This window comes from Micromonospora wenchangensis (genome assembly GCF_002210435.1).
In the GTDB taxonomy this organism is placed as follows: Bacteria; Actinomycetota; Actinomycetes; order Mycobacteriales; family Micromonosporaceae; genus Micromonospora; species Micromonospora wenchangensis.
On record NZ_MZMV01000068.1, the window covers coordinates 25,011 to 34,602 of the forward strand.

At 74.8% G+C, this 9,592-nt stretch carries 10 protein-coding genes; 9 read left to right on the forward strand and 1 reads right to left on the reverse strand.

What is annotated here, in order from left to right; genetic code table 11:
• Positions 1–66 precede the first annotated feature (66 nt).
• From B5D80_RS27720 to B5D80_RS27745, 6 genes are read left to right on the forward strand one after another with little or no spacing between them, the layout of a single operon-like run.
• On the forward strand, positions 67–945 hold the full coding sequence (locus tag B5D80_RS27720) for a carbohydrate ABC transporter permease (protein ID WP_088646897.1): 879 nt from the start codon (positions 67–69) through the stop codon (positions 943–945).
• Positions 945–1,823 (forward strand): carbohydrate ABC transporter permease, encoded by an 879-nt coding sequence (locus B5D80_RS27725; protein ID WP_088646898.1) that lies wholly within the window; start codon positions 945–947, stop codon positions 1,821–1,823. The genes B5D80_RS27720 and B5D80_RS27725 overlap by 1 nt, the downstream gene beginning before the upstream one ends.
• Positions 1,820–2,452, forward strand: a complete 633-nt coding sequence (locus B5D80_RS27730) for a hypothetical protein (protein ID WP_088646899.1) — start codon at positions 1,820–1,822, stop codon at positions 2,450–2,452. The genes B5D80_RS27725 and B5D80_RS27730 overlap by 4 nt, the downstream gene beginning before the upstream one ends.
• Complete coding sequence (locus B5D80_RS27735) at positions 2,449–3,366, forward strand: DUF6807 domain-containing protein (RefSeq protein WP_088646900.1); 918 nt, start codon at positions 2,449–2,451, stop codon at positions 3,364–3,366. Before B5D80_RS27730 ends, B5D80_RS27735 begins: the two co-directional genes overlap by 4 nt.
• Positions 3,363–4,400, forward strand: coding sequence for a sugar kinase (locus B5D80_RS27740; RefSeq protein ID WP_245855021.1), 1,038 nt, complete (start codon positions 3,363–3,365; stop codon positions 4,398–4,400). The genes B5D80_RS27735 and B5D80_RS27740 overlap by 4 nt, the downstream gene beginning before the upstream one ends.
• Positions 4,397–5,005, forward strand: a complete 609-nt coding sequence (locus tag B5D80_RS27745) for a bifunctional 4-hydroxy-2-oxoglutarate aldolase/2-dehydro-3-deoxy-phosphogluconate aldolase (RefSeq protein ID WP_088646901.1) — start codon at positions 4,397–4,399, stop codon at positions 5,003–5,005. The genes B5D80_RS27740 and B5D80_RS27745 overlap by 4 nt, the downstream gene beginning before the upstream one ends.
• Positions 5,006–5,060: 55 nt before the next feature.
• Here B5D80_RS27745 and B5D80_RS27750 read toward each other — a convergent pair whose 3' ends face one another.
• Positions 5,061–6,077, reverse strand: coding sequence for a LacI family DNA-binding transcriptional regulator (locus tag B5D80_RS27750; RefSeq protein ID WP_088646902.1), 1,017 nt, complete (start codon positions 6,075–6,077; stop codon positions 5,061–5,063).
• Positions 6,078–6,232: 155 nt separating this feature from the next.
• Between B5D80_RS27750 and B5D80_RS27755 the strand changes: the two genes are divergently transcribed.
• The 3 genes from B5D80_RS27755 (at position 6,233) to B5D80_RS27765 (ending at position 9,401) form a co-directional block, all read left to right on the forward strand.
• Complete coding sequence (locus B5D80_RS27755) at positions 6,233–7,384, forward strand: Gfo/Idh/MocA family protein (RefSeq protein WP_088646903.1); 1,152 nt, start codon at positions 6,233–6,235, stop codon at positions 7,382–7,384.
• Positions 7,381–8,532 carry a dihydrodipicolinate synthase family protein gene (locus B5D80_RS27760; RefSeq protein ID WP_088646904.1) on the forward strand — a complete coding sequence of 384 codons (1,152 nt, stop codon included), beginning with the start codon at positions 7,381–7,383 and terminating at the stop codon, positions 8,530–8,532. Before B5D80_RS27755 ends, B5D80_RS27760 begins: the two co-directional genes overlap by 4 nt.
• A 71-nt stretch (positions 8,533–8,603) precedes the next feature.
• Positions 8,604–9,401 (forward strand): sugar phosphate isomerase/epimerase family protein, encoded by a 798-nt coding sequence (locus B5D80_RS27765; protein WP_088646909.1) that lies wholly within the window; start codon positions 8,604–8,606, stop codon positions 9,399–9,401.
• Positions 9,402–9,592 lie beyond the last annotated feature (191 nt).

Genomic DNA, 9,592 nt, shown 5'->3' on the forward strand with positions numbered 1-9,592 from the left:
GACGACGAAAGGAGCCGGACCCGTGGCCCTCACCACGGTGCCCGGCCGGACCGGCACGCCGAAGGACTGGCGGGGTACGTATTCCTCTCGCCCTGGCTCATCGGACTGATGGGCGTCACGGCGATCCCCATGCTGCTCTCACTCTGGCTGAGCTTCACCAACTACGACATCCTCACCCCGCTGTCCGAGGTGCGGTGGGTGGGGCTGGCCAACTACGAGCGGATGTTCACCGCCGACCCGTCGTACTGGCACGCGGTGCGGGTGACGGTGACCTTCGCCCTGGTGGCCGTGCCGCTGAAGCTGGCCGCGGCCCTCGGGGTGGCGCTGCTGCTCAACCGGGCGTGGCGGGGGGTGGGCCTGTTCCGGGCGCTGTTCTACCTGCCGTCCCTGCTCGGCGGCAGCGTCGCGCTGGCCATCGTCTGGGTCAACATGTTCAACCGGGACGGCGCGTTCAACTCGTTCCTCGCGCTGTTCGGCATCGAGGGGCTGCCCTGGGTCAGCGACCCGGACTGGGCGTTGCAGACCCTGATGGTGCTGGCCATCTGGCAGTTCGGCGCACCCATGGTGATCTTCCTGGCCGGGTTGAAGCAGGTCCCCACCGAACTGTACGAGGCCGCCTCCGTCGACGGCGCCGGCCGGTTCCGCCAGTTCTGGCACGTCACCCTGCCGATGCTCTCCCCGGTCATCTTCTTCAACCTGGTGCTGGAGACCATCAACGGGTTCCAGGGTTTCACCGCCGCCTTCGTGCTCAGCAACGGCACCGGCGGGCCGGTCGACTCCACCCTGATGTACACCCTGAAGCTCTACATCTCGGGCTTCACCGACCTGGAGATGGGCTACGCCTCCGCGATGGCCTGGGTGTTCCTGCTCGCGATCGGCCTGATCACCGTGGTCTTCTTCAGCACCGGGCGGTTCTGGGTGCACTACTCCGACGGGGAGAAGTGATGGCGGCGGTGACCTCGACGGCGCGGCGGCCCGGCCGGCGGCAGGGCGGCCGGCAGGCCGTACGGCTGCTGGTGCTGATCGTGATCGTGGCGGTGGTGCTCTACCCGCTGCTGTGGATGGTGGGCACCTCGGTCAAGTCGCAGGAAGAGATCGTCAACAACATCGGCCTGCTGCCCGAGCGGTTCACCCCGGGCAACTACACCGCCGGCTGGGGCAACTTCGACCTCAGCTTCGGCACGTTCTTCCTCAACAGCGCCATGGTCAGCCTGTTGACCGTGGTCGGCAACGCGGTCTCCTGCCTGCTCGCCGCGTACGCCCTGGCCCGGTTGCGGTTCCGGCTGCGGGGGGTCTGGTTCGCCGTCATGATCGGCACCCTGCTGCTCCCCGGCCACGTGCTGATCGTGCCGCAGTACATCCTGTTCCGCAGCCTCGGCCTGGTCGGCGGGGACTGGCCCTACCTGCCGCTGCTCATCCCACAGTTCCTGGCCACCGAGGCGTTCTTCGTGTTCCTGATGGTGCAGTTCATGCGGGGCATCCCGCGCGAACTCGACGAGGCCGCCAAGATCGACGGGGCCAGCCCGTACGGCATCTTCCGGCACGTCATCCTGCCGCTGAGCCGCCCGGCGCTGGTCACCACCGCGATCTTCTCGTTCATCTGGACCTGGAGCGACTTCTTCCGGCAACTGGTCTTCCTGTCCAGCCTGGACGACTACACGGTGCCTGTCGCGCTGACCCTGTTCATCGACTCCACCAGCCAGAGCGCGGTCGGCCCGATGTTCGCCATGTCGGTGCTGTCGCTGCTGCCGGTGTTCCTGTTCTTCCTGGCCTTCCAGCGGATGCTGGTCGAGGGCATCAACACCAGCGGGCTGAAGGGATGACCGCCGCCCCGCTGGCGTCCGAGGACGCCGTACCGGCCCGCCGGGACTGGCGCGACACCCTGCGCGACGCCACCGACCTGGCGCTGCTCGGGTTCGCGGTGACGCTGGCCGCGCTGCCGGTGCTCACCCTCGCACCGGCCCTGGCCACCGCCAGCGCCGCCGTGCACGACCGGCTGACCCTCGGCGGCTGGCCCGACCTGCGCACCACGCTGTCCCGGTTCGGCCGGGCGCTGCCCGCCGGGCTGGCCGCCGGCGCCGTCGGGCTGGCGGTCGCCGTCGCGCTCGGCGTCGACCTGGTCGCGCTGGCCACCGGCCGGGTGCCCGGGGGCGGCGTCGCGCTGGCCGGCACCGCCGTGGTCACCGCCGCCCTGGCCGGGTACGCCGGGCTGACCGTGGTGGCGATCGGCCGTACCGGCGGGCGGGGCTGGCGGGCGGCGGCCCGGGTCGCCGCCCGTACCGGCCTGGCCCGGCCCGGGACCTGGGCGGCGGCCGGCGGGGTCTGCGCGGTGGCCGGGGTGTTGGGGATACTGGTCACCCCGGTGGCGGTGCCGATCCTGGCCGGCTACGCGCTGGCCGCCCTGCACGCGGTCGCCGCCCGCCGGCCCACCGCCCGGATGGAGGCACCGTGACCGGTCACCCCCACCCCGTCCCGGCCGGCCCCGGCCCGGCCCCGACCCGCGCCGCCCCGGAACCGTCCGACGACGATCCCCGGCTGCACGTCGGCGACGTCGAGGTGGCCCGGTACGTGCTGCGCCCCGACCTGGACCCGAAGCACGGCCCCCGGCCCTACCTGCACCCGGTACGGACGCTGGCCGGCACCCCGGTCACCGACGCCCTGCCCGCCGACCACGTCTGGCACCTCGGGGCGTCGCTGGCCGTGCAGGACGTCGACGGCACCAACCTGTGGGGCGGCCGGACGTACGTCCGGGACACCGGCTACACCTGGCGCGACGACCACGGCGAGATCGCGCACACACACTGGCGGGAGCGCGCGCCGGACCGGCTGGCACACGCGTTGCAGTGGCGCGACCGGGCCGGCAGGGTGCTGCTCACCGAGCACCGCCGGCTCGCCGCGAGCCCGGTGGCCCCGGACGCCTGGGCGCTCGACGTCGACTACACCCTCACCGCCCCGGCCGGACGCGACGTCCACCTGGGCAGCCCCGCCACCAACGGGCGGCCCGGCGGGGCCGGCTACGGCGGCTTCTTCTGGCGGGCGATCGCCGACGGCGAGCCGGTCACGTTCACCGCCGACGCCGACGGCGAGCAGGCCGCCAACGGCAGCGCCGCCCGCTGGGTCGCGCTCACCGGGGTCGCGCCGGGCGGTGGAGCGTACACCCTGGTCTTCACCGGGCTGGGGCTCGGCGACAGGTGGTTCGTGCGGACGGCGATGTACCCGGGGGTCTGCGTGGCCTTCGCCTTCGACCGGCCGGCCGTGGTGCCCGCCGGTGGCCGGCGCACCGGCCGGCACCGGGTGCTGGTCGCCGACGGGGTACGCGACCGGGCCGGCGTCACCGCCCTGCTCGCCGCCGCGGAACCGCAGTGACCGCCGCCGACCCGACCGGCGGGGCCGGACCCGGCCCGGAGGCGGTCACCGTCGGCGAGTCGATGGTGGTGCTCGGCCCCGACCCGACCGGGCCGCTGGACCGGGCCGACCGGCTGGGCGTCTCGGTCGGCGGCGCGGAGTCCAACGTGGCGTGCGCGCTCGCCGCGCTCGGCCACCGCACGGCCTGGGTCAGCCGGGTCGGTGACGACCCGTTCGGCCGGCGGGTCCGGCGGCACGTCGCCGCCACCGGCGTCGACACCAGCCTGGTCACCGTCGACCCGACCGCCCCGACCGGCGTCTACCTCAAGGACCCGACGCCCGACGGCACCGCCGTGCACTACTACCGGTCCGGGTCGGCGGCCTCCCGCCTGCACCCGGGGGTGCTCGACGATCCGGCGCTGGCCGGGGCGCGGCTGCTGCACCTGTCCGGGGTGACCGCCGCCCTCTCGCCGTCCTGCGCGGCCCTGGTCCGCCGGGCGGTCACCGACCGGCCGCTACCCGCCGCCCGGGTCACCTTCGACGTCAACCACCGGGCCCGGCTCTGGCCGGCGGCGACCGCCGCGCCGGTGCTGCGCGGGCTCGCCGACGCCGCCGACGTGGTCCTGGTCGGCCTCGACGAGGCGCACACCCTGTGGGGCGTCACCGGGCCGACCGCCGTCCGTGACCTGCTGCCCGGCCCGGAACTGGTGGTGGTCAAGGACGCCGCCGTCGGGGCCACCGCGCTGCCCCGCGGCGCGGCCGCCGTCTTCGTGCCGGCGCTGCGGGTGCCGGTGCACGAGCCGGTCGGGGCCGGCGACGCCTTCGCCGCCGGCCTCCTGTCGGGGCTGCTGCGCGGCCTCGACCTGGACCGCTGCCTGCGGCTCGGGCACCTCTGCGCGGCCCCCGCCCTGACCGTCGCCGGGGACACCGCCCCGCCGCCGCGCCGGGCGCTGGCCGACCGGCTCCTCGCGCTGCCGGCACCGGACTGGGCGAGCCTGGACCTGGTCGACGCCGGCCTGCTCCCCACCCCCGCCACCGGAAGGAACGGTCGATGACCGCGCACGACTTCGCACCCCTGTTCGGCACCGCACGGGTGATGGTGATCCTGCGGGACCTGCCGCCGACGGAGACCGTCCGGCTCGCCGAACGGGCCTGGAACCTCGGCATCGACGTGGTCGAGGTGCCGATCCGCACCCCGGACGCGACGCTGTCCCTGCGGGCGGCGGTGGAGGCCGGCAAGGACCGGGGCCGCCGGGTCGGTGCCGGCACGGTGCGTACCCCCGCCCAGGTACGGCAGGCCGCCAGCGCCGGTGCGGCGTTCACCGTCGCCCCCGGGCTGGACCTGGCGGTGGCCGACGCGGCGGTCAGCTACGGCATCCCGCACCTGCCCGGGGTGGCCACCCCCACCGAGGCGCAACTCGCGCTCGACCACGGGCTGGTCTGGCTCAAGGCGTTCCCGGCGGCCAGCCTCGGCCCGCAGTGGTTCAAGGCGATGGCCGGTCCGCTGCCGGAGCTGCGGTTCGTGGCGACCGGTGGGATCGACGCGGGCAACGCCGCCGACTTCCTCGCCGCCGGGGTGCGGGTGGTGGCGGTGGGATCGGCGCTGTCCGACCCCCGGCAGATCGACCGGCTCGCCGAGCTGGCCACGACCCCCGCCTGAGCCGGTGCCGCCCCCGCCCGACCACCCGCCGTTCCGCCGGCCCGGTGCGGGCGGGTCAGGCCGGGGCGGGGCCGAGGCTGTCCCGGACGACCAGGGTGGCCGGCAGCACCTCGACCCGGGACCGGTCGGCGGGCGGGCCCAGCGCCAGGGTCATCGCCCGCGCACCCAGCTCCACCAGCGGCAGCCGGACGGTGGTCAGTGCCGGGGTGACGTCGGCGGCGACCGGCATGTCGTCGAAGCCGACCACCGACACCTGCCCGGGGACCGGCACGCCCCGGGCGCGCAGCAGGGTCAGCGCGCCGACGGCCATCGAGTCGTTCAACGCCACCAGCGCGGTCAGCCCGGGGACGGCGTCGAGCAGCTCACCGGCGGCGCGGGCGCCCCCGTCGCGGTCGAAGTCGGCGTACCGGACGCGCTCGGCGGGCAACGGGTGACCGCCCTCGGCGAGCGCGGCGCGCAGCCCGTCGAGCCGGTCGGTGATGGTGGTCAGCACCTGTGGGCCGGCGACCACCCCGATCCGGGTGTGCCCCCGGCGCAGCAGTTCCGCGCCGAGCAGCCGGCCGCCGTCGGTGTTGGCCGGCATCACCGCGTCGCCCGGGTGTTCGTGCCGGCCGACCACCGCCACCCGGCCGCCGGTCGCCTCGTAGGCGGCCAGCTTCTCGGCGAGCCGGGCGGTGAAGGTGGCGTCGTGGTAGCCGGAGCCGGCCAGCACGATCGCGGCGACCTGCTGGGCGCGCAGCAGCTCCACGTACTCCAGTTCGCGTTCCGGGTCGCGGTAGCTGTTGCAGATGATGACCAGCCGGCCGTGGTCGGTGGCGACCCGTTGCAGCCCCCGGGTCAGCTCGGCGAAGTACGGGTCGGAGACGTCGTGCACCACCACGCCGACCACGCTGCGCTGCGGCCGGGCCAGCAGCTGGGCGTGCGCGTTGGGGACGTACCGCAGGTCGGCGACGGCCCGCAGCACCCGTTCGCGCAGCTCGTCGGCGACCGGCTTGCTGCTGCCGTTGATCACCCGGGAGGCGGTGGCGGGGGAGACCCCGGCGCGGCGGGCGACATCGGCCAGCGTCGCCATGGGCACCCCCGAAAGTGTCCGGGCCCGGTCGGGGCCGCGCGGTAGCGGACAGGTTACCGCAACGGTCGGTGGCGGCCTCTTGCCCGTGGTGGGGCGGCCACCTAGGCTGCTAGGAAAGCGCTTACCTATGCGATGTGCAAAGGGGAAGGACGACCATGACCCGAAGGTCGATCGGCATCATCGTCAACGGCGTCACCGGTCGGATGGGCTACCGCCAGCACCTGGTCCGCTCCCTGCTCGCCCTGCGCGAGCAGGGTGGCCTGGAACTGGGCGACGGCACCCGGATCTGGCCCGAGCCGATCCTGGTCGGCCGGGACGAGACCCGGCTGCGGGCGGTCGCGGAACGGCACGGCCTCACCGACTGGACCACCGACCTCGCCGCCGCCCTCGCCCGCGACGACGCGGAGATCTACTTCGACGCCCAGGTGACCCAGCAGCGGGAGAAGGCCATCCGCCAGGCCATCGACGCCGGCAAGCACATCTACACCGAGAAGCCGCTCGCCGAGTCCAGCGCCGCCGCGTGGGAGTTGGTCCGGGCCGCCGACGCCGCAGGCATCCGTACCGGCGTGGTGCAGGACAAACTCTTCCTCCCCGGGCTGCGCAAGCTCAAGCGGCTGATCGACGGCGGGTTCTTCGGTCGCATCCTCTCCGTGCGCGGCGAGTTCGGCTACTGGGTCTTCGAGGGCGACTGGCAGCCCGCCCAACGCCCCTCCTGGAACTACCGCGCCGAGGACGGCGGCGGCATCGTGATGGACATGTTCCCGCACTGGCAGTACGTGCTGGAGGAGCTGTTCGCCCCGGTCCGGGCGGTCACCTGCGTCGCCGCCACGCACGTCCCGCAGCGCGTCGACGAGGCCGGCCGGCCCTACCCGGCCACCGCCGACGACGCCGCGTACGGCATCTTCGAACTCGACGGCGGGATCGTCGCCGCGCTCAACTCGTCCTGGGCCACCCGGGTGCACCGCGACGAACTGGTCGAGTTCCACGTCGACGGCACCGAGGGCAGCGCCGTCGCCGGGTTGCGCCGCTGCCGGGTCCAGCACCGGGCGGTCACCCCCAAACCGGTGTGGAACCCGGACCTGCCCGCCACCGAGGACTTCCGGGCACAGTGGACCGAGATGCCCGACAACGAGGAGTTCGACAACGGCTTCAAGGTGCAGTGGGAGGCGTTCCTGCGGCACGTCGTCACCGGCTCCCCGTTCACCTGGGACTTCCTGGCCGGCGCACGCGGCGTGCAACTGGCCGAGCTGGGGCTGCGCTCGGCCCGGGAGGGCCGCCGGGTCGAGGTGCCGGAGCTGTCCCGGTGACCGCCGTCGTCCGGCTGCCCGACGGCAGCACCCACCGGCTGCGCGGGGGCGCGGGCCACGACCGTCCCACCGGTCCGTCCACCAGCAGAGTGGCGTACGCCGCCGCGCACGTCGTCGCCGACCCGCGCGCGGAGAACGTCCCGGGCGCCCCGGCCGCCGTCGACTGGGACACCACCCTCGCCTTCCGCCGGCACCTCTGGTCGTACGGGCTGGGGGTGGCCGAGGCGATGGACACCGCCCAGCGCGGCGCGGGCCTGGACTACCCGGCCACCCGGGAGCTGATCCGGCGCAGCGCCGCCGAGGCCCGTGCGGTCGGCGGCCGGATCGTCGCCGGGGTCGCCACCGACCAGCTCCCACCCGCCCCGGCCACGGTCGCCCAGGTGACCCGGGCGTACGCCGACCAGCTCGCCGACGTCACCGCCGCCGGCGCCCGCCCGGTGCTGATGTGCAGCCGTCACCTGGCCGCCGCCGCCACCGGCCCCGACGACTACCTGCGGGTGTACGACGAACTGCTCACCGCCGCCGACCAGCCGGTGGTGCTGCACTGGCTCGGCGACATGTTCGACCCGGCGCTGGCCGGCTACTGGGGCTCGACCGACCTCGACGAGGCCACCGAGACGGTGCTGCACCTGATCAAACAGCACCAGGGCAGGGTCGACGGGATCAAGGTGTCCCTGCTCGACGCCGACCGGGAGGTCGCGTTGCGCCGCCGCCTGCCCGCCGGGGTACGTCTCTACACCGGCGACGACTTCCACTACCCGGAGCTGATCCGGGGCGACGGGCAGGGCCACTCCGACGCCCTGCTCGGCGTCTTCGCGGCCATCGCGCCGGCCGCCGCCGCCGCGCTCGCCGCCCTCGACGCCGGTGACCTGGACCGCTACGACGCGGTGTTCGCCCCGACCCTGCCGCTGGCCCGGCACCTGTTCGCCGCGCCCACCTGGTTCTACAAGACCGGCATCGTGTTCCTCGCCTGGCTGGCCGGGCACCAGGAGCACTTCACCATGCTGGCCGGGCAGCAGTCCGGCCGTTCCCCGGCCCACCTGGCCCGGCTGCTCGTCCTCGCCGACGCCGCCGGGCTGCTGCCCGACGCGGAGCTGGCCGCCGCGCGGGCCCGGGCGTACCTCACCGTGGCCGGGGTGGCCCAGTGACCGGCCCCGCGCCGTCCGGCGGCGGCCCGGCCCGGCCCGGCGGCACGGCTGCGGTGGTGGCGGCGTCGGGGCTGGAGCGGTTCTCGTTCAACCAGGCCACCGCCCAGCACTGGCCGCTGGCGGCGGCCGTCGCCGGCTGCGCGGCGGCCGGGGTGCCCGGCATCGGCCTGTGGCGCGAACCCGTGCAGGAGTACGGGCTCGACCGGGCGGCCAGGCTGGTCCGCGCCGCCGGGCTGACCGTCACCTCACTGTGCCGGGGCGGGTTCTTCACCACCCCCGACTGGTGGGACGAGAACCGGCGGGCCATCGAGGAGGCGGCCACCCTCGGCACCCGGGAACTGGTGCTGGTCTCCGGTGGACTCCCACCGGGCAGCCGCGACGTCGACGGGGCCCGCCGGCAGGTCGCCGACGCCGTCGCCGCGCTCGCCGACGAGGCCACGGCCGCCGGGGTACGCCTCGCCATCGAACCGCTGCACCCGATGTTCAGCGCCGACCGGTGCGTCATCGCCACCCTCGGCCAGGCCCTCGACATCGCCGAACGGTTCGACCCCGCCGTGGTCGGCGTGGTGGTGGACACCTACCACGTCTGGTGGGACGACACGGTGTACGCGCAGATCGCCCGCGCCGGCGACCGGATCGCCGCGTTCCAGGCGGCGGACTGGGTGACCCCGCTGCCGGAGGGGGTGCTGCTCGGCCGGGCGCTGCCCGGCGAGGGCTGTGTGCAGCTGCGCCGGCTGCGCGAGGCGGTCGACGCCGCCGGGTACACCGGGCCGGTCGAGGTCGAGGTGTTCCAGGCGGCGCTCTGGTCCCGCCCCGGCCCGGACATCCTCGCCGCCACCATCGACGCCTACCTGACCCACGTGTCCTGACCGGACCGGGGACCGCTGCCGGATTACCGGCGGCCCCGTCGTCGCGGGGACCCGGTCGCCCGCCGGGCAGCGGGAGGGACGACACCCTGCGGTGGACCGGTATGCCTGTCCGTCATAAATATGGGTCTTGTGTTGGGTGTGTGGGTCGCTGGTGATCATTTTCTGGGGAGTTGGGGTCGGTGGCCGCCGAG